Below are 18919 nucleotides of genomic sequence, written 5' to 3'. Positions count from 1 at the left end.
ATACAGTAAAAAGTACTTTTATTAAACAATCTATAACCTTGTTTAATAAAAGTACTTGTCTAATTACTATTTATCTCGTCAATTTCTTTTGAAAATCAATTAATTAATAAGAGACTTTTAAGTTAGATACGAGTTCTTCAGCTGATCTGAACAATGACTCAATGATTTCTTTTGCTGGACGGATATCTTTCATCATTCCTGTAATTTGTCCTGCCATTACTGATCCGTTTTCTACGTCACCTTCGTAAACTGCTTTGCTCAATGAACCTAAGGCAATAGCTTCTATTTCTTCTCGCGGAGCATTACGTTCTTCTAATTCTATAAATTTAGTCAGCATTTTATTTTTGATTGAACGAACGGGTGCTCCACTTCTACGTCCTGTCACCACTGTTGCAGTATCATTTGCATCCAATACCGCTTGCTTGAATTCGGGGGGAACTGGACATTCTTCCGCTGTCAAGAACAGTGTTCCAACTTGAACACCTTGTGCACCTAGTGCATACATCGCTGCTATACTGCGTCCATCGCCGACTCCTCCAGCACCGATCACTGGAATATTGACTGCTGAAACAACTTGTGGAACTAAACACATGGTAGTGGTTTCTCCAACATGACCACCAGCTTCTGTTCCTTCAGCAACGACTGCATCCGCACCAAGTTCTTCCATTTTTTTCGCTAATTTAACAGATGGTATGACAGGGATCACTTTTACACCATTTTCTTTAAAAACAGGCATAAACCGTTTCGGCGTTCCCGCACCTGTTGTAACAATGCGTACACCTTCTTCGATCAATACATCCACTAATTCTCCACAGTTCTCCATCATTAACATTAAGTTAACTGCAAATGGTTTTTCTGTCATTGATTTACATTTTCTGATTTCTTCGCGTAATTGCTCTGACGACATACCACCAGAAGCAATAATTCCTAAGCCTCCAGCATTTGATACAGCAGCTGCTAAATCAGCGGTTGCAATGCGTGCCATTGCACCTTGAAATATCGGATACTCTATTCCTAACAATTTACAGATACTCATATTCCATTCTCTCCTTAGATATTATTGATTTTCTAAAACTTGTTTATATTTCTGATAAAACTATATTTTTTCTTTTATTCAATATATATATGATATTTAATACTAATCCGCCCGCTGCAACTATTATGGCTACGTAAAAAGCGTTCGTAAAATCTCCATTAGCTGATGCAGCCATACTTGCTGCAATTTTTGGTGCAAAGTAAGCAGATACTGAGTATCCGATAAATACAATTCCATAATTAACCCCTTGATACCTTGGTCCAAAGTTTTCCATGACTAATGACGGGAATACGCCCATTACACCACCAAAACAAAGTCCTAATCCGATGATTCCTATTGTGAATCCAGCTGTTGAGCGGATAAATATCAGAACAAAAAAGGTCAAAATGATTACACTGTACATAATGTTAATTGTATTTGATCGACCTAACTTATCTGATATTCCACCCCATATTACCCTACCCAATGTGTTGCTCAAGGAATATAAACTAACATACCCGGCAGCTGCAGCAGCGGTTAATCCAAACATACTTTGACCAATTGGAGAAGCATTGGAAGCAATCATCAAACCTGAAAATGCCCCCATTGCCAACATAAACAAAATTAGATAAAAATTGACTGACTGCAGCATTTCTCTCCAATTATTATTTTTAAAATCTGACTTATTCGTATTTCCTTGAATAACAGGCATATTTTTAGGTGTAAAGTCTTTTGGAGCTGCTTTGATAAATAAGCTGCACAAGAAACTAATCAGCGTATACGCAAGTCCCATTCCAATGAAAGTCTGGTGAACACCAACATTTTGAATTAAACTATTTGCGATAGGAGCGGCAATAATTGCTGCTCCGCCCATTCCTCCAGTAATCAGGCCTGAAGCTAAACCGCGTTTATCAGGAAACAATCTAAGTGTATTATTTAAACAACCTGAATAAGCGAATCCTTGTCCAATCCCGCCCATTATTCCATAGTAAAAATAAAGCTGTACCAAGCTAGTTGCCGTCCCTGATAAAGTAAATCCTAGTCCAAATAAAATCCCACCAGCCATAATGCTCCATTTTGACCATCCTTTATCTGTTAGAAATCCACCTAAGATCATTGGAATCGGGCCGACGGCTGCATTGATTGCAAAGGCGATCATGACATTTTCCATTGTCCATCCAGTATCAGCTGAAAGGGGACCAGCAAGAATGCTGAAAGCATATATAGCTCCCGTACACATTAATATTCCCATAGAACTAATTAAAACGATCCATCTGTTCAAATCTTTATGCATGAATGATCTCCTTTTCATCTTCTTTCGGGTTCATTACAATATCTTTTAATTTACCCCAGTGTTCTTCAAACATTGCTGAATCCATCTCTTTCAAATCTTTGCTGATGACTGGTTCAAATTCCATTTGTCCTAAGATATCTTTTTCTAAATCTACTCCTGGTGCGATTTCAATTAATCGCATCTTACCGTCTTTCAAGTCGAAAACTGCTCGTTCAGTCACATATAAGACTTCTTGCTCAACTTCATATGCATATTGTCCACTAAATGTTACTTGTTCGACATCTTGAATGAATTTTTTAGATTTTCCTTCTTGCAAGATTGTCAATTTTCCATCTCGGACCTCTTCTTTTAATCCACCAGCAGTAAAAGTTCCAGCAAAGACTAATTTTTTTGCGGCTTGAGAAATATTAATGAATCCACCACATCCAGAGACCCGGTTGCCAAATTTTGATACATTTACATTTCCATATTGATCGGTTTGAGCTAATCCTAAAACAGACAGATCTAGACCTCCTCCATCGTAATAATCGAATTGAGCATGGTGATCAATGATTGCTTCGCTGTTATAAGCATGTCCAAAGTTACTTAATCCAGCAGGTATGCCACCGATTGATCCCGCTTCGGTAGTTAAATACAATTTATCAGTAATTCCTTCTTCCGCAGCTACAATCGAAACATTTACAGGAATTCCTACACCTAGATTCAAGACAGCTTCTTGTTTCAATTCTGCTGCTGCACGACGTCCAATAACTTTTCTTGCGTCTAGGAGTAGAGATTCCACAGTGTTTAGCGGTACTCTGATTTGTCCTGCAAAAGCGGGATTGTAGTGAGTACTCTCGGTCTGGAAATGATTTTCAGGTTTTGAAACAACAATATAATCTACAAGAATACCTGGTACTTTTACCTCTTTTGCTTTCAATGTTTCAGCAGCTGCAACTGATTCAACTTGCGCTATAACGATTCCCCCTGAATTTTTCACTGCTTGAGCAACCGGAAGAACTTCCATATGTAGTCCTTCTTTTTCGAGTGTCAAATTTCCTTTTTCATCTGCTACAGTTCCTCTGATTAATCCTACATTGATTGGAAAAGTTGGATAATAGAGCCATTCTTCATTGTCGATTTCAATCAGTTTGACAATATCTTCCGTTGTACATTCAGATATTTTTCCACCTTCCAAACGCGGATCCACGAATGTTCTCATGCCTACTTTTGTTATAAGCCCAGGACGTTTAGCCGCAATTTCTCTATATAATTGAGCAATTACACCTTGTGGTAAGTTGTATGCTTCGCACTTGTTCTCAGTAATCAACTCACTGATCTTTGGTGATGCAGAAACAATGCCTCCGATCCATCGTTTAATTAATCCTTCATGTGCTAAGTGGCTCATACCTTTTTCATGACGGTCTCCTACAGCGCTGGCGTGAACCATCGTCAGATTTTTCGGGTGCCCTTCATTTTTGAAGCGTTCCTCGATAGAAATCGCCATTTCTTCATTCACACAAGCTAGACCAAATCCTGTTAATGCCACAGTACTATTGTCTTGTATTAATTTTGCTGCTTGTTCTGCTGTTATAATTTTTGACATACCCATTCTCCTTTGTTAATATTTTCACTAATAAAAATAAAAAAATAATTTATATATTCAATAAGTTTTTAAAACATTTATCAATGGATTACATAAATTAAAATTATAAATCTTGAATTTGTTTGCTCACTTATTAACTATTTGTTTACAAGGAGAATTATATCGATTAAAGACTATAAAATAAAATTCTATTTTATTCATGTATTCAATAACAAAAAAGTTATATAATAAATTCACAATTTTGATGGTTATTATTTTTATATAGTAATTTTTAAAAAAAGAATATTTTTTTACTTTTAGATTATAAGAAAATTCAATTTAACAGTAGTACGGATAAAATTACCGTATCCTGTTAACATTGATTTTATAGATTTCCCTAGACATTTCACGTTGGATTAGATACTATCTGTATAGGGAAGAAGTTCATAAAAAGGAATGAAAAACCATGCATTCAGAAACAATGATTTTATATTTAGAGACACTGATACAAGAAAAAACATTTACTCAAGCTGCTAAAAAGTTATACATTTCACAACCTTATTTAAGTAAATCAATTAGTTCTGTGGAATGTGAACTGAATACAAAACTTGTAGATCGTAACGCTTCTCCACTAAGACTAACATACGCAGGCGAACGCTACCTATACCACTTAAAGAAAATACGTAACCGATATACTGAAATGGTCAATGAACTTTCTTTAGTATCCCAGTTAGATTATGGCAGAATCAGAATAGGTGTTCATGCAATCATGGGGTCCTTTTTACTCCCTTTGATATTACCTGCTTTTCATTCTAAATTTCCTGGGATCAAAATAGAATTAATTGAACAAAACCCTTCTATTTCCGAATCTGATTTGATTGAAAATAAAATCGATTTATATTTAGGAATGGATCCTGCAACAAATAAGAAATTAGCTTACGAAGAACTGACTAGAGATGAATGGTGCATGATTGTGCCAGAATCAAGCTCACTTTATCAGATTGACAAAACAGAAGTAAGTCTTTTTCCTTTTCCAATCTCAACATTAAATAATGAAAAGTATGTTTTGACCGGTAATCACTCTGCCATTCGAAAACAGACAGATCTCTTTTTCGATAAGCATGATATCAGTCCTGATATTGTGCTGGAAAGCAATAATATTGGAACAGTTGCAGCATTAGCTAGACAAGGAATGGGTATCACTTTTCTTCCAAAGAGTGCTCTACTTGAAAATGAATCTTTCAAACATTACAACATCTATGACTTTGAAACAAAAGATTTAATGACAATTTATTTTGCAGCACATAAAAAGAATAAATCCTTATCAGCAAGCGATAAAGCATTCATGGAAAGCTCTCGAGAATCACTAAAAGATATATATGCTCGTTGAAATTTAAATAAAGTTAATAATTAATTAATAGTTTTTTATCTATTTATATCTTAGAGATATGTATACTTCACTTATTAACTACAATACATATGGAGGTTATTTAGAAATATGGGACTATTAAATGTTGGAAGTTTGGTATTCGGTTTACTGGCATGGGGATTACCTCTATTTAATTTGTTCAATCCAAAAACAAAAGCAATAGAATTCTATTGGGACGCAATATGGAGTTTATCCTCCTGTGGTATTGCTTTATGTTTTCAAATTATTTATACAAATTATGTTGTCACAATCGAAGATTGGAGTGCGTTAATGGATACGGCTCAAACTATGGCAGTCGTTTCTTCTACTCTATTAGTTATGACCATTTTGTTGAATTTTACTGCATTATTTATACTAAACAGGAACTTAACAAGATAATAAGAACCGGCTCACTTGGATGCAGCGAGCCGGTTCTTATTTAAGTGCTTATTTATTTTCTTGCTTGCGTTCTTCCAGCAAGCGAACCAGTCGTTCCAGCTTATTATTTTTCTCCTTTGTTAAGTTCACCATGTCATAACATAGTTTCAGAAAAAAGATACTAACTGCTGCTGGAACTGCCAGATAAAGTACAATCATTAATATAGGCATAAATGTAAAGAATAAATCTTCCATAATGACCTCCTTTTAGTGTTTTTTCAATAGTAACTGGTCAATATAGTGATCCGTTGTTTTATGGATGATCATGTCAGCTCTGAATCGAGTTGGTAGAATATATTCTTCTAAATTGGTCAAGTTAACATCACGCCAAACCTCTTTAGCCATCTCAAAAGCTTCTTTTCGATTTCCCATGGCTACATCATAATAATAATTAGTAGGATTCTGAAAAGCCGTATCTAAAAGCAGTCCGAATCGTTCCAAGTACCACTTTTCGATTCTTTCGGGTTCTGCATCTACGTAAAAACTGAAATCAAAAAAGTCGCTGACAAAAATCTTCTCATTCGCTGGAAGTTGCAGAACATTGATTCCTTCGACAATCAAAATATCCGGCTGATCAATTACGGCCTGTTCGTCAGGAACAATGTCATAAAATTTATGCGAATATACAGGGACTTCAATATTTCTACGGCCGCTTTTAACATCTCCCATAAACGTAATTAATCTTTTCATATCATAACTTTCAGGGAATCCTTTGCGGTCCAAAATATTTCTTTCTTTTAATACTTCATTTGGGTACAAAAATCCATCTGTCGTAATCAAATCTACTTTTCTATTCGGATATGCCCGGTCGATCATAGTCTGAAGCAGTCTAGCCAATGTACTTTTCCCTACCGCCACACTACCAGCTATGCCAATAATATAAGGATCATTTTTAGCAGGCTGATTTAGTAATATTTTCATTTCTCGCTGTCGTTCATCATAATATCTGATATGGGTGTGCAGAACTTGAAGAATCGGTACATAGATCTCTTTAACATCTTTCAAAGAAATCCGGTCATTTAATGAACGTAAGGATTCTACTTCTTCATCTGTTAAGGTTAACCTAGTATGTTCGTTTAATGCTTTCCATTCATCTCTTTCAATAATATAAAACGTATCTGATTCTTGCATGCGGTTAAATCCTCCGCTCCTATAGTGTCGATTTCGAGTACAAGTTTACCAAAATTTTTCGTTCTTGACTATCATTATCGTAAAGCGCTTAAAAAATGGTTATATTTTTATCTTTCAAGTACTTTCTATTTTTTTCTCGGTAATCATACTATTTTTTGGTTTCTTTAAGTAATTTTAAACTTAAACTGGTACGATATATTGGAGTATAATAGCCAAATATAGTAGGATTAAACTACACGCATGTGACGGTATATCTGAATTATATTATATAAAAGAACTTATAAGGAGTTGACAGGATGAAAACTCTCTCCGATCAAGCCATTGGAACGGCTCACGGAAAGATTATATTAATTGGAGAACATTCAGTGGTTTATAATGAACCCGCAATCGCTCTTCCTTTCCCGGCTGCTAATGTAGAAGTTCGCATAAAAGCTATTGAAGGAGAAAGCAAAATTTTTTCCAGTTATTATAACGGACCACTAGCAAGTACTCCTGTTTCCCTATATAACCTTAGACGTACAATTGAAACAATTTGCGAAGATTTAAATGTGGATACTTCTGGCATGCTGATTACAGTATCCAGTCTTATTCCCCCTGAAAGAGGAATGGGATCTAGTGCAGCAGTAGCAACTGCTCTAATTCGTGCTTTATATAATTTCTTTGAATGTTCTTTGGACAATGAAACTTTACTTTACTATATTGGAATCTCGGAAAAAATTGCTCATGGAAACCCTAGTGGTTTAGATGCTCGTATTACAAGCGGTACAAAACCTGTATATTTTATCAAGTCAAAATCTCCTGAAACATTCGACTTACAGGTCACTGGTTATCTAATTGCTGCTGACACTGGTTTAAAAGGACAGACACGAGAAGCCGTCCAAGACGTTGCAAAGTTGCTGAGAAAATCTAAAAGAAAAACAAAACTTCTTATTTCATCACTTGGTTCATTGACGGCTCAAGCAAAGTCGGCAATTGAAGAAGATGATATAGCTGCATTAGGCGGGATTCTTTCAAAAGCTCATCGTCATTTATCTGATTTAAGTGTTAGTAATGAAAAGTTAGATCACTTAGTCCAAACTGCTCTAGAGCAAGGGGCGCTTGGCGCTAAACTAACCGGAAGTGGTCGAGGAGGCTGTATGATAGCCTTAGCCAAAACGTTCGATCAAGCTAAACATATCGCAACTGAATTAATGAAGAATGGAGCCGTTGAAACTTGGATCCATTCATTAGGAGTCAATACACATGAGTAAATGGGTACGTGCACATACAAATATTGCATTGATAAAATATTGGGGAAAAGAAAACGAAGAATTCATTATTCCAAAAAATAATTCTCTTTCTTTGACATTAGACGCTTTTTATACAGATACTAAAGTTACATTCGACTCTTCTCTAAAAGAAGATCAGCTGATTCTTGATGGTGAAAAACAAGACAGCATAGCCTTAAAAAAAGTCTCTACTATTTTGGACATTGTCAGAGATAAAGCTGATTTTACTGATTTTGCCCTTGTTGAAAGTATCAATTATGTTCCGACAGCTGCTGGTTTAGCTTCTTCAGCTTCCGGCTTAGCTGCTTTAGCAGGCGCTGCTAGCGCTGCTGCAGGGTTAAATTTATCCTCAAAAGAACTTTCTCGTCTCGCACGCAGAGGGTCCGGATCAGCTTCTAGAAGTATTTATGGCGGATTTGTTGAATGGGAAAAAGGTACAAACGACGAGACTTCTTTTGCACATCCTATTGATAATGCTGACTGGGATATTGGCATGCTTTTTATTATTGTTAAACAAGCGAAAAAAGACGTATCTAGTCGAGATGGTATGCAAAGGACCGTTGCAACCTCCCCTTTCTATGATGGATGGTTAGCTACCCTTGATCAGGATTTGACAGACATCAAGATTTCTATAGCAGAACAAAGCATCAATAAAGTAGGCGCAATTGCAGAACGGAATGCTTTGAAAATGCATGCAACAACTTTAGGTGCTCAGCCTCCTTTTACGTATTGGACAGCCGATAGTATGTTAGCAATGGAAGCAGTTCGTACACTTCGCAAGGAAGGCTATTCTGTTTATTTTACAATGGATGCCGGACCCAATGTTAAGGTTATTTGCAAACAGTCTGAAATGAGTAAAATCAAAAAAGCATTAATGTCTTATTTTGATGAAGAGCAAATTATTTCTGCTAAACCTGGCCCTGGAATCCAAGTGTTAGAAAATGAATAGTCTAGTTTTCTAACATACATATGCATAAACCAAAATCGAATTAGAAAAGGATCGGATCGAATGAATCAAGTAGTAGCCTCGGCTCCTGGCAAATTATATATTGCTGGTGAATATGCAGTGGCCGAACCTGGTCACCCTGCTATATTAGTAGCCGTGGACCAGTTTTTGACCGTTAAAGTAAGTCATTCAGAAACAGTTGGTACCATTCATTCTTCACATTATTCGAATATCCCGTTACAGTGGAGAAGAGAAAATGGGAAGATGGTCGTAGATGAAAGAGAAAATCCTTTTCACTATTTACTGGCCGCTATTGATTATACAGAGCGCTATGTAAAAGAGTGTAAAAAAGAATTGTCTATTTATCATCTTGGTGTAGAAAGCGAATTAGACAGCTCAAACGGGCTGAAATATGGCCTGGGATCCAGCGCTGCGGTTACTGTAGCAACAGTCAGAGCTTTACTTAAATATTATGATTTGGATATAACCGATGACCTCGTATTCAAATTATCTGTTCTCGCTCATCTATCCGTTAAAAGTAATGGATCATTTGGAGATATTGCAGCCGCAACATATACCGGTTGGCTAGCATACAGCAGCTTTGATAGAGAATGGGTCAGAGAAAAGCTAAATACCCATAGCATCACAGCCCTAATTGAATTAGACTGGCCTGCTTTTATGTTGGAACAATTATCTCCTCCCGAAGAATTAAAACTTTTAATTGGCTGGACGGGCTCTCCTGCTTCTACAACTAGCCTAGTTGATCAGGTTAGAGCTAAAAGAGAAGCCAAAGAAGAGAACTATCAATTCTTTTTACAAGAAAGTAAATCATGTGTAGAAAATATGATTCGTGCTTTTAGAGATAAAGATCTCTCTGCCATTCAAAAAGAAATTAGACAGAATCGTCTGCTTTTAAAAAATATGAGTGAAAGTACGAGAGTTCCGATTGAAACTTCTGCGTTACAGACTTTATGTGATTTTGCTGAACAATATAATGGTGCAGCAAAATCTTCTGGAGCCGGTGGAGGAGATTGTGGAATCGCCTTGTTTGATCGTAAAGCCAGTTTGCTTGATTTAGTTTCAAAGTGGGAAGAACATGATATTACCCTGCTTCCTCTACAAGTCTATACTCGTTCATGATAAAATTAATAGTATGTAAATTAAAATATAATTCTAAAAATAATTTGAGCGTTTCAGAAGATTTTTAAACTGACATATTGGAGAAAACACTATGCCAAAACAAAATAATCGTAAAAATGAACATGTATCTCTATCAGAAAAATTTTATGACCAAGGAGTGTCTTCATTTAAAGATGTTCGATTCGTGCATCATTCTTTTCCCCAGATGGATGTAAAAAATGTGGATTTATCCGTAAGCTTCAATGGACTGGATTTCGAAGTTCCCTTCTTCATTAACGCCATGTCAGGCGGTAGCCGCTGGACAGGTAAGGTCAATGAAAAACTTGCTGTTATTGCGCGTGAAACAGGTTTAGCCATTGCTACTGGTTCTGTTAGTGCTGCTTTGAAAGATCCAGAACAAGAGAGTACGTTTAAAGTGGTAAGAGAAACTAATCCCAAGGGGCTAGTTTTTGCTAATTTAGGTGCTGGACATGGTCTGAAAAATGCTAAAAAAGTCGTTGATATCCTTCAAGCTGATGCACTGCAGATTCATATCAATGCACCACAAGAAATCGTGATGCCTGAAGGTGACCGGGAATTCTCTGAATGGATCAGTAATCTTCAAGAGATTGCTGAAGGTCTTGATGTTCCAGTCATCGCAAAAGAAGTCGGATTCGGCATGAGTAGAGAGACGATTCATCTGCTCGAATCTATCGGCATCAAGCTAATTGATATCAGCGGCAGCGGTGGCACAAACTTTGCGCAAATCGAAAACTATAGAAGAACTAATCAGAAACTTGACGATCTTGAATCTTGGGGTCAGACAACTGTCGAATCACTATTAGAAGCCCAAGAAGTCGTTCAGCATGCTCATATCATTGCCTCCGGCGGTATTCGTCGACCAATTGAAATCATTAAAGCATTATCCCTAGGTGCTTCTTTAACAGGACTGTCTAGTCAATTTATGCACATGGCTCTGGAAGATGTAGACCAGACAATCGAAACTATCCTGGGCTGGAAGTCCGAATTAGCTAGTACTATGACTCTTTTAGGGGCCAAATCAGTATCAGATCTTCAAAAAACTGATTTAATCATATCTGGTCAATCATCTCAGTGGTGTGCAGCTCGAAATATCTCAATACAAAAATACGCTTCTCGTTCATAACGAGAAACGTATTTTTTATTAGTTTATTCAGTCTCTTGATTAAGGAAAGGATTCTTATGAAGAAAAGTCTATCTCAAAATAAAACTATCATACTCCTTTGGAGACTGATCTATATTCTTATACAATTCTCATGGGGATTGCCTCAGACGATACTCGGACTTCTACTATATCTTAAATATTATAAACATCCCCATACTTTTTACCATGGTAGTATCCGTACCAAATGGAATAGAACAGACGGTGTTTCTTTGGGTCTATTTATTTTTACACCAAATGAATCAGACCTTGCTCTTTTAAAAGGCAGAGATAAAAAACAATTTCAGCAAAACTGCGAAAGGATGGCCGTACATGAATATGGACATACTTATCAATCCCTCTTGCTGGGTCCATTGTATTTACCGCTAATCGGACTTGTTTCTTTTTCGTGGGCTAGATTACCCAGATATCAAAAAATGCGTAAAAAATATGGTGTCCCTTACTCTTTTTGCTGGACAGAACAATGGGCGAACTATTTAGGAGAAAAGATCCTAAAAAAACCTTCACTCAAATAATCATTACTATACTTTTTTAATTTCAAACTGCTATTTCACTTATGCACTCATTTTTTTATTACTGATTTTCAAGTAAACGAAATAACTAATTACTAGAACACCTAAATAAAACAACTCCGGAAAAGCAAAACCAGGTAATCTACTATCCGTTAAATTAAACAAGTCATAAAGAAAATTACTTAGTAAGAAAAGGAACAGCGTACTCCAACTTTATACAATAGACTTTTGCTTTATGGCTTTTCTACGTTCATCATTATTCGGCCCAATTATATACTCTCTACTCCCTTTAGAGAGTCCGATAAATACTATAAAAATCAACACAATTAGTAATGAAATAATAAACTTCATTTTCCATCCTCTTCTTCATTGATAAAAACTTCATCGATTCTGACATTTAAGTATTTTGCTATATCAAAGGCTAGCTGCAAGCTGGGATCATATTTGTTATTCTCAATCGCATTTATAGTCTGTCTACTGACATCACAAATCAATGCTAAATTAACTTGAGAGATGCCCTGCCATTCTCTTAACTGTTTTATTGTATTTTTCACTATACATTCATGCTCCTTTTTAACAAAGGTGTCAAAAACCTTTGACACCTTTCATAATAAAAAAATCAGCTCCAGATGTCAAATGCTATTGACACCTCAACTGATTTTCTATTGAATTCTAACTAGCCTGTTACATCATAAACCACAGTAAAGTAATACCACCTAACCCTATGGTTATAGACCATAATAAACTTTTCGTTTTATATGCTACCAAAAAAACCAGTATTGAGGGAACCAATTTAATATTAATCCCTGGGTTCACATTAAAAGAACCGTTCCAGAAAAATATGTCTGAAGCAACTAGTGCTGCAAAAATCGAAACGGGTATGTAAGTCATCCAGCGACTAAATGAAGGTGAGATTTCTTTCTTACTGAGCAAAAGCATCGGCAGTAATCTTGGAATATAAGTTACTACTGCCATACCTGCAATCAATGTCCATTGGCTATTCAATCTCATTACTCCCTTCAAATTCTGGTTTTGTATGTCTATTCTTCCTCACTTCTAAATAGTATCCTACAAATGAGGCAAATACGGTTGCAATGATGAGTGAGATATTATGCTTAAATAAGACCATCAAGAGTACTGTAGTCCCTGCTGAAACTATGCCAGCTATTAAATGCTCTCTGGAAACGAATTGCAATACTAACATACAAGCAAACATGGCAATTAATGCATAATTCATGATTACAGTATTGACCTGGAATTGACTACCAATTGCTCCGCCAATGACTGTACTCATTACCCAAGTTCCATAAGTTGATAAACTCATTGCCATCGCTTCATCAGTTGACCAGTTTCCTTCACGAAATTTTGTATAATTCAGTCCATATGATTCATCCGTTAGAACATGGCTGAATAAAGATATAAATCCAAATGATCTTTCTTTTACAAAACTGGATAAACTTGCTGACATTAACACATGTCTTAGGTTCAAAAAGAATACCATTATGATAACTGAAGGAATAGAGGCTCCTAAAACGATCATACTTGCTGCCAGAAACTGTGCAGCTCCTGCATATACAAGCAAACTCATTATGCCAATCCCTAAAACACTCATTCCTGCATCATATAAAACAACTCCACAGGCTATCCCTAAAGCTATATAGCTGATAATGACCGGAGAACTTATTTTCACTCCACTCTTAATTGTTTCTATTTTCATTCAATTCTCCTTTTTCCATATCAGTTTTTTCTTGTAAAAAAAGAGACCTTCAGCAAAGTTTAATAAATTTTGCTTATTCTCTTTTAGAACATAAGGATTAATTTTTTCTTTGAATAATTTCATGAATTAATTTTAAAGGTTCAGCTTTATCCGCAATATGCATGTTTGCTTGAATTGTTTCTTTTACAGTATCATCAATTTGTTTGTTTGAGTACAACGTTGCCAATGATTCACCTGCCGTTACTGAGTCTCCTACTTTTCTATGCAAATATACTCCCGCAGCTAAATCGATTCTGCTATCTTTGGTTTCTCTTCCAGCACCAAGTTTCATTGCAGCCAATCCGATTTGATCGGCTACTATTGTGGAAATGACTCCCGATTTTTCTGCTTGAACTTCTACTTTGTTTGTTGCTTTCGGAAGAACTTCGTCTGTATTTTCTACTACAGTGGAGTCCCCACCTTGTGATTGGATAAATAATTTAAATATTTCAAGTGCTTTCCCGTTATACAGATTCTCTTCCAGTTTTGCGCGAGCTTCTTCAAGAGAATTCCCCACTCCACCAAGATAAGCCATCTGACTTCCGAGAACGAGACAAAGTTCTGTTAAATCTTCAGGTCCATTCCCTTTTAATGTTTCGATTGCTTCTTTTACTTCTAATCCGTTACCAATCGCATTCCCTAAGGGCTGACTCATATCAGAAATAACCGCCATCGTTTGGCGTTCAACAGAATTTCCAATTTCGACCATTGCCTCTGCCAGTTCTTTGGCTTGCTCTACGCTCTTCATAAATGCTCCTGCGCCAGTCTTAACATCTAAAACAATAGCATCTGCTCCAGAAGCAATTTTCTTACTCATAATCGAACTTGCAATTAGCGGAATGGATTCTACAGTACTTGTTACATCTCTTAAAGCATATAACTTTTTATCTGCCGGCGTTAAGTTTCCAGACTGCCCAACAACTGCAACTTTGTTTTTATTCACTAACTTTATAAATTCTTCTTTCGATAATTCAACATGGAAACCAGGAATAGCTTCTAGCTTATCAATTGTACCTCCTGTATGCCCCAGTCCCCGTCCACTCATCTTCGCTACTGGTACTCCAACACTAGCTACGAGTGGTGCTAATACTAACGTTGTGGTATCTCCTACTCCTCCAGTGGAATGTTTATCTACTTTAACACCAGCAATTTCAGACAAATCAATTTGTTCTCCAGAAGCAACAATCGCCATTGTTAAGTTACTACGTTCATCCTTTGTCATTCCATTAAAATAAATCGCCATTGCCATAGCACTCATTTGGTATTCTGGAATACTCTCTTCAGTATATCCCTTAATCATCCAATCAATTTCTTGTTTAGTTAATTCTTTATTATGTTGTTTTTTTTCAATTAAATCGATCATTCTCATATTATATTCCTCCAAGATGATTTAAATATCTTACTGTAAAGAACTAATTATTCTATTATCCAAGCTTAATTTTGCTAACTTATGCATTAAAGTTTGCAGTACCCGATCTGTATTATTGATATTTAAACGTACGAATGAAAAGAAAAACTATTTTGAATTACAGATTTAAAATCCTCTAGAGGATCCGCCGCCTCCGGACATACCGCCTCCACCAAAGGAACCGCTGTTTCCACCACTAGAGGATCCGCCACCGAAACCACCATAATAGCCGCCAAATCTGCCGCCTCGACCTCGACCACCTCTATTGCCACCAATGAAACGACCACCGATCATAATAAGCAGCACCAAGATAATCCAATAATTATTTTCTGAATCAGATGATGATTCCTGTGGTTCAGGTACAAATCCAAGTATATCTTCCTGGTCATAGCCATATTCATCGTTGACGGACTGTGCTATATTTGTAAAGATACCATCTACAGCTGTAGAGTAATCATCAGATTCTAATGCATCCATCTGGTTATCAATCATTCGCCCTGCACTAGCATCCGTAATAGCGCCTTCTAGTCCATATCCGACTTCGATTCGAATCTGTCGATCATTTTCAGAAATCAGCAAGAGTACTCCGTTATCTGTTTCTTCTTGTCCGATTTCCCATTTTGTAAATAATTCAGTTGCATACTCTTCTACGGACAATCCGTTTAGGGACTCAACAGCTGCAACAACGATTTGTGGTTGTTCATCTGTATTTTCATAATTTTGATTGACATTTAATATGAAAGTCTCTACTTCTGAGTCAATAATATCAGCTTCATCGTAGACATAAAAATCAGTTGATGCTTCTGGCAGAGAGCTTGCTGATACGGTCATAAGCGGGTTGAAAATCACAAGTAAAAACCCTACGACTAGTATAATTGATTTTTTCAAAGATGATGATCCTTTCCTTATAAGCAGATTTTAAACCTATTCAAAGTCAACAGTAGGTGCATCTTCAGCACCCTCATTTGCTTCAAAATAAGGACGCTCATCAAACCCTGCAATACTGGCAAAAATAGATGTCGGGAATGATTTCACTTTTGTATTGTACGTACGAACGACTTCATTAAATCGACCACGTTCAGTTGCAATACGATTTTCTGTTCCTGCTAATTCGTCCATTAAAGCTGTCACATTTTCGTTTGATTTCAGCTCTGGATAATCTTCAACAGAAACCATTAAGGATCTTACTGCTGTATCTAATTGCTGATTTGCCTCAATACTTTCATCAACAGTGTCAGCGGAAGCAACCCCCGCTCTTGCATCTGCAATAGCTGTAAATATTTCCTGTTCATTATCCATTGCACCTTGAACGGAGCTGACAAGATTCGGAATTAGGTCATAGCGGCGTTGTAACTGAGATTCAACCTGTGCCCAAGACGAATCCACTTTGCTTTCTGATTCAATTAGACTATTATACGACCCCACTAAAGGAATTCCCATCAAAATCACGGCCAAAATGGCCCCTACAAGTACTTTCATTTTGTTTGACATGAATTAAGCTCCATTCTCTTGTTTGTTTTTTATTTATCATAGATTCTTAGTATCATTGTATTCTAATCTTCTCTCTAGTTCAATTTGTTTTTATTGTACTCATAGAATTCAGTATTAATATGAGTCAACTCGGTGTCCGTACCATATTAAAGTCAGCCATTTATCTATAACAGAAAAATATTAATAAATCATGGTTTTATAATAAATGATGCTAGTAGTAGTTCCTCACCAGCATCATTTATTATAGAATCGAAAAAATAAGCAAAAGAGAACTTAGATCCTTCTCTTTTGCTTATTGATAAATTAAGGTTTCATTTAATTTATAAAATTTAAAATTAACTTCTTACCTTTTCTTCTTTTTCATGATAACTTGCTTCTTTTTTTCTAAGATCAGCTACCTCTGATTCACTACAATATACAAAGTGACCAGGAACGATTTCACGTAATTTTTCGTCTCCATTATTACTTATTCTTGGAACATAAGTTGTACGTTTACGGTTACGTTCATACTCAGGGTCTGGTAGTGGCACTGCAGATAACAGACTTTCTGTATAGGCATGTAATGGACGATTATAAACCTCTTCTGCTGGAGCCAACTCAAGTAATTTTCCGGCATTCATTACGCCAATACGGTCACTGATATATTTAACCATTGACAAATCATGGGCGATGAATAAAAATGTCAGCCCTTGTGACTCTTGAAGGTCCATTAACAAGTTTACAACTTGCGCTTGAATAGAAACATCCAAAGCTGAAATAGGTTCGTCTGCCACAATAAATTTCGGTTTAACAGCTAATGCGCGCGCAATTCCGATACGCTGACGTTGTCCACCTGAAAACTCGTGTGGGTAACGGCTAGCATGATCTGGATTTAAACCAACTAATTGCAGCAATTCAATCACACGATCATTACGCTCTTTTTTAGATGCAGCAAGTCCGTGGATATCGATTCCCTCAGCAATAATATCACGAATTTTCATTTTGGGGTTTAGTGATGCATATGGATCTTGATAGATCATCTGCATATCTCTTCTAAACTGTAATAAATCTTTTTTACTAGAGATTTCGTTTACTTTTGTTCCTTCGAAATCAATTTCTCCGGCCGTAGGATTATACAACCGAATAATTGAACGTCCAGTAGTGGATTTTCCCGAACCAGATTCTCCAACTAGTCCAAATGTTTCACCTTTGAAAATATCAAAGGAAATATCATCTACAGCCCGAACTTCGTTTTTTGTTCCTGCATTAAAGTACTGTTTTAAATTTTTAACTTCTAATATCTTTTCATCCGATATGGCCATTATAAATTGCCTCCTTTACTGTGGAGCGCAGCATATTTTTCTTGATACAGCTTTTGACGTGCTTTAATTTCTGTAGGTGGATCTATTTTCGGCGCATCTTCATGTAATAGCCAAGTAGCTGCATAATGAGTCTCAGAAATTTTAAACATTGGTGGTTCCAGCTCTGTATCAATCTTCATAGCATATTCATTACGAGGTGCAAAGGCATCTCCTTTTGGCGGATCCAGTAAATCTGGAGGAGTACCAGGAATTGCATACAATGAGGTACTCGTTTCTAAAGTTGGCATGGATGCTAGTAAGCCCCAAGTATAGGGATGTTGTGGATTATAGAACACTTCATCTACTGTACCCACTTCTACAAATTTCCCAGCATACATTACCGCAACTCGGTCTGCTACATTTGCTACTACCCCTAAGTCATGGGTAATAAAGATAATGGATGTGTTAATTTTTTCTTGTAGTTCTTTCATCAATTCTAGAATTTGTGCTTGAATTGTAACGTCTAGCGCTGTCGTTGGTTCATCTGCAATCAAAATATCGGGATTACATGCTAAGGCTATCGCAATAACTACACGCTGACGCTGTCCACCAGAGAATTGATGAGGATACTGTTTCATTCTCTTTTCTGCGTCTGGCAAACCTACTAATTCCAATAATTCTAACGCTCTAGCATGAGCTTTTTCCTTGCCCATTTTCTGATGTAATCTTAATGGTTCTGCAATTTGTTTTCCAATCGTCATCGTCGGATTCAACGAAGTCATTGGATCCTGGAAAATCATTGCAATCTTTTTACCACGAATTTTCTGCATATCTTTTTCTGAAGTTTGAACTAAATCTTGTCCATTAAACAAGATTTGTCCCTCTTCAATATTTGCATTTAGAGACAACAACTGCATAATGCTTCGAGTCGTTACAGACTTACCTGACCCCGACTCTCCAACGATTGCTAGTGTTTCACCCTTTTTCAAATCAAAACTGACACCACGTATAGCTTGGACTTTACCAGCGTAAGTGTCGAATGTGATATTTAAATCTTTAACTTCTAATATATTACTCATTCATATTCA

At 36.5% G+C, this 18919-nt stretch carries 21 protein-coding genes; 7 read left to right on the top strand and 14 right to left on the bottom strand.

Translation table 11 applies throughout. The annotated features are described in order from the left end of the window. Nucleotides 1–103 precede the first annotated feature (103 nt). The 3 genes from BKP56_RS05485 to BKP56_RS05475 are packed head-to-tail and all read right to left on the bottom strand — an operon-like array spanning nt 104 to nt 3894. Complete coding sequence (locus BKP56_RS05485) at nt 104–1036, bottom strand: nitronate monooxygenase (RefSeq protein WP_072694167.1); 933 nt, start codon at nt 1034–1036, stop codon at nt 104–106. Nucleotides 1037–1079: 43 nt separating this feature from the next. Beyond that, nucleotides 1080–2309 (bottom strand): L-lactate MFS transporter, encoded by a 1230-nt coding sequence (locus BKP56_RS05480; protein ID WP_072694166.1) that lies wholly within the window; start codon nt 2307–2309, stop codon nt 1080–1082. After that, nucleotides 2302–3894, bottom strand: coding sequence for an acyl CoA:acetate/3-ketoacid CoA transferase (locus tag BKP56_RS05475; RefSeq protein ID WP_072694165.1), 1593 nt, complete (start codon nt 3892–3894; stop codon nt 2302–2304). Before BKP56_RS05475 ends, BKP56_RS05480 begins: the two co-directional genes overlap by 8 nt. Nucleotides 3895–4339: 445 nt before the next feature. Between BKP56_RS05475 and BKP56_RS05470 the strand changes: the two genes are divergently transcribed. Continuing rightward, nucleotides 4340–5263, top strand: coding sequence for a LysR family transcriptional regulator (locus tag BKP56_RS05470; RefSeq protein WP_072694164.1), 924 nt, complete (start codon nt 4340–4342; stop codon nt 5261–5263). Between the two features lie 108 nt (nt 5264–5371). Further along, the gene (locus BKP56_RS05465; protein ID WP_072694163.1) at nt 5372–5680 is read left to right on the top strand and encodes a hypothetical protein; all 309 of its coding nucleotides are present in this window, start codon (nt 5372–5374) and stop codon (nt 5678–5680) included. Between the two features lie 48 nt (nt 5681–5728). On the opposite strand, the gene BKP56_RS05460 is transcribed toward BKP56_RS05465, so the two are convergent. Continuing rightward, nucleotides 5729–5914 carry a hypothetical protein gene (locus BKP56_RS05460; RefSeq protein WP_072694162.1) on the bottom strand — a complete coding sequence of 62 codons (186 nt, stop codon included), beginning with the start codon at nt 5912–5914 and terminating at the stop codon, nt 5729–5731. A gap of 12 nt (nt 5915–5926) precedes the next feature. Then, on the bottom strand, nt 5927–6850 hold the full coding sequence (gene coaA / locus BKP56_RS05455) for a type I pantothenate kinase (protein ID WP_072694161.1): 924 nt from the start codon (nt 6848–6850) through the stop codon (nt 5927–5929). A 296-nt stretch (nt 6851–7146) separates the two neighbouring features. On the opposite strand from coaA, the gene mvk reads away from it, so the two are divergent. The 5 genes from mvk (at nt 7147) to BKP56_RS05430 (ending at nt 11899) form a co-directional block, all read left to right on the top strand. Next, a complete protein-coding gene (mvk, locus tag BKP56_RS05450; protein ID WP_072694160.1) occupies nt 7147–8100 on the top strand; it encodes a mevalonate kinase in 954 nt (317 codons plus the stop codon). Next, the gene (gene mvaD, locus BKP56_RS05445) at nt 8093–9067 is read left to right on the top strand and encodes a diphosphomevalonate decarboxylase (RefSeq protein ID WP_072694159.1); all 975 of its coding nucleotides are present in this window, start codon (nt 8093–8095) and stop codon (nt 9065–9067) included. Before mvk ends, mvaD begins: the two co-directional genes overlap by 8 nt. A gap of 60 nt (nt 9068–9127) precedes the next feature. Then, nucleotides 9128–10204, top strand: a complete 1077-nt coding sequence (locus tag BKP56_RS05440; RefSeq protein ID WP_072694158.1) for a phosphomevalonate kinase — start codon at nt 9128–9130, stop codon at nt 10202–10204. A 91-nt stretch (nt 10205–10295) separates the two neighbouring features. Further along, nucleotides 10296–11348 carry a type 2 isopentenyl-diphosphate Delta-isomerase gene (fni, locus tag BKP56_RS05435; RefSeq protein WP_072694157.1) on the top strand — a complete coding sequence of 351 codons (1053 nt, stop codon included), beginning with the start codon at nt 10296–10298 and terminating at the stop codon, nt 11346–11348. 56 nt (nt 11349–11404) lie between these two features. Continuing rightward, entirely contained in the window at nt 11405–11899 is a 495-nt protein-coding gene (locus tag BKP56_RS05430; protein WP_072694156.1) for a hypothetical protein, read from the top strand. A 210-nt stretch (nt 11900–12109) separates the two neighbouring features. On the opposite strand, the gene BKP56_RS13770 is transcribed toward BKP56_RS05430, so the two are convergent. The 9 genes from BKP56_RS13770 to BKP56_RS05385 all read right to left on the bottom strand — a co-directional run bounded on the left by BKP56_RS13770 (nt 12110) and on the right by BKP56_RS05385 (nt 18910). After that, on the bottom strand, nt 12110–12247 hold the full coding sequence (locus BKP56_RS13770) for a hypothetical protein (RefSeq protein WP_156849224.1): 138 nt from the start codon (nt 12245–12247) through the stop codon (nt 12110–12112). Then, a complete protein-coding gene (locus tag BKP56_RS05420) occupies nt 12244–12450 on the bottom strand; it encodes a helix-turn-helix transcriptional regulator (protein ID WP_072694155.1) in 207 nt (68 codons plus the stop codon). The genes BKP56_RS13770 and BKP56_RS05420 overlap by 4 nt, the downstream gene beginning before the upstream one ends. Nucleotides 12451–12580: 130 nt before the next feature. Continuing rightward, nucleotides 12581–12901, bottom strand: coding sequence for an AzlD domain-containing protein (locus BKP56_RS05415; protein WP_442914826.1), 321 nt, complete (start codon nt 12899–12901; stop codon nt 12581–12583). Continuing rightward, on the bottom strand, nt 12894–13613 hold the full coding sequence (locus tag BKP56_RS05410) for an AzlC family ABC transporter permease (RefSeq protein ID WP_072694153.1): 720 nt from the start codon (nt 13611–13613) through the stop codon (nt 12894–12896). Before BKP56_RS05410 ends, BKP56_RS05415 begins: the two co-directional genes overlap by 8 nt. Nucleotides 13614–13710: 97 nt before the next feature. Next, a complete protein-coding gene (locus BKP56_RS05405) occupies nt 13711–15021 on the bottom strand; it encodes a pyrimidine-nucleoside phosphorylase (protein WP_072694152.1) in 1311 nt (436 codons plus the stop codon). A gap of 165 nt (nt 15022–15186) precedes the next feature. Then, entirely contained in the window at nt 15187–15948 is a 762-nt protein-coding gene (locus BKP56_RS05400; protein ID WP_232226929.1) for a TPM domain-containing protein, read from the bottom strand. 36 nt (nt 15949–15984) lie between these two features. Next, entirely contained in the window at nt 15985–16551 is a 567-nt protein-coding gene (locus tag BKP56_RS05395; RefSeq protein WP_072694150.1) for a LemA family protein, read from the bottom strand. 335 nt (nt 16552–16886) lie between these two features. Continuing rightward, entirely contained in the window at nt 16887–17852 is a 966-nt protein-coding gene (locus BKP56_RS05390; RefSeq protein WP_072694149.1) for an ABC transporter ATP-binding protein, read from the bottom strand. Beyond that, the gene (locus tag BKP56_RS05385) at nt 17852–18910 is read right to left on the bottom strand and encodes an ABC transporter ATP-binding protein (RefSeq protein ID WP_072694148.1); all 1059 of its coding nucleotides are present in this window, start codon (nt 18908–18910) and stop codon (nt 17852–17854) included. Before BKP56_RS05385 ends, BKP56_RS05390 begins: the two co-directional genes overlap by 1 nt. Nucleotides 18911–18919 lie beyond the last annotated feature (9 nt).

This window comes from Marinilactibacillus sp. 15R, from assembly GCF_001895285.1.
In the GTDB taxonomy this organism is placed as follows: Bacteria; Bacillota; Bacilli; order Lactobacillales; family Carnobacteriaceae_A; genus Marinilactibacillus; species Marinilactibacillus piezotolerans.
Note: the sequence above shows the minus strand (reverse complement) of the source record. Positions and strands in the feature narration are given on the sequence as shown.